Source organism: Caballeronia arvi, from assembly GCF_001544695.2.
Lineage (GTDB): Bacteria > Pseudomonadota > Gammaproteobacteria > Burkholderiales > Burkholderiaceae > Caballeronia > Caballeronia arvi.
On sequence record NZ_FCOM02000229.1, the window covers coordinates 1 to 1,386 of the forward strand.

A 1,386-nucleotide genomic window follows, 5' to 3' on the forward strand; every position below is an offset into this window, starting at 1 on the left:
ATTCACTGCTTCAGCTTTTGCGCTACACTGTATAAATATACAGTACTTGGATCACCGCCTTCCATCATGGCTGCCCTGCCCAAAGACCTCGCGACACTCCACTCGAGCCTCTGGCGCGGCTCAGAGCTCGCGCGTGCCTACGGCAAGACCATCGACACCGGCTACGCCGCCCTGTCGGCGGAACTGCCGGGCGGCGGTTGGCCCGTCGGCGCGCTCGTGGAGTTGCTGGTGCAGCAGCCGGGCATCGGCGAGATGCGGCTGCTCAAGCCCGCGCTCGTGGCCGCAAGCAAGCGGCCAATCACGCTGCTGCAGGCGCCGCACGTACCGAACAGCCTGGCGTTCTCGTATTTTGGCCTGCCACTGGACAAGCTGATGATGCTGCGTGCGCCGAAGACGGCGGACGCGCTCTGGTGTGCCGAGCGCGTGCTGAACGCCCGAAGTTGCGGCGCGCTGCTCTTCTGGCAACAGCACATTCGATCTGAGGCGTTACGGCGGTTGCATCTGGCGGCCCAAGCGACGGAAACCCTGCTGATTCTGGTCCGACCGCTTGCCGCCGCCCAGGATTCGTCGCCCGCCGCATTACGGCTCGGTGTGCGGCCCGCCGACGGCGGCATCGTCGTCGATGTCATCAAACGACGAGGTCCCACCCGAACCGATCCACTGTCCATCCACCTTCAACCCTCACCGATTCTGCTCAGCCCCCATGGCCGTGTTCGTCGCCATCTTCCTGCCCCGGCTCTCGCTGGAGGTGTTCCGTCCGAGGTGGTCGTCTCCGACTGAACACGGATGTGTGGTGCTGGAACGCGACAAGGTGATCGTGCTCGATCAGGCAGCAAGAGACGCAGGGGTGATGGTGGGCATGAAGCGCGGTGGCGTCACGACACTTACGGCCGACGCGCTGATGTACGAACGCAGTTCCGCGCGTGAACTCGACGTACAGCGCGAAGTCGCATTCGCCTTGCTGCGCTTCTCTCCTCAGGTGGCCGTACGCGAAGAGGAAACCATCGTCGTCGACGTGACCGCAAGCCTTCGGCTTTTCGGGGGCATCGTGCACGTCTGCCGGCAAATGCGGGAGACGGTCAAAGCGATCGGCGTGACCGCCCGCATGAGTGTCGCGCCCACGGGGCAAGGCGCGTGGCTGCTTGCCAAGCGCGGTCGCCGGCGCGTGCTCAAGATGAGTTCGCTCGAACGCACGCTCGGCGAGTTGCCGTTCATGGTCGTGCCCGAAGTTCGATCTTTCGCCGAGTGGTTCAACGGCCTCGGTTGCCGGGTGCTCAACGATATTCGACGCCTGCCGCGCGCAGGTCTCAAAAAGAGGTGTGGGGTGGACTTACTGGATTCGCTTGACCGCGCCTACGGCCTGTCGCCCGAACTCTACGAGTGGCT

General features: G+C 64.1%; 2 protein-coding genes. Both read left to right on the forward strand.

All coding sequences use genetic code 11. The features are described 5' to 3' along the window. Nucleotides 1-66 precede the first annotated feature (66 nt). A complete protein-coding gene (gene imuA, locus AWB74_RS44540; protein WP_061152799.1) occupies nt 67-780 on the forward strand; it encodes a translesion DNA synthesis-associated protein ImuA in 714 nt (237 codons plus the stop codon). Next, on the forward strand, nt 704-1,386 hold a 683-nt coding region (locus AWB74_RS44545; protein ID WP_143749549.1), incomplete at its 3' end, for a Y-family DNA polymerase. The genes imuA and AWB74_RS44545, both read left to right, overlap by 77 nt.

Coding starts and splice junctions, on each gene's coding strand:
- imuA (WP_061152799.1), top strand. CDS start 67: ATGGCTGCCCTGCCCAAAGACCTCGCGACACTCCACTCGAGCCTCTGG.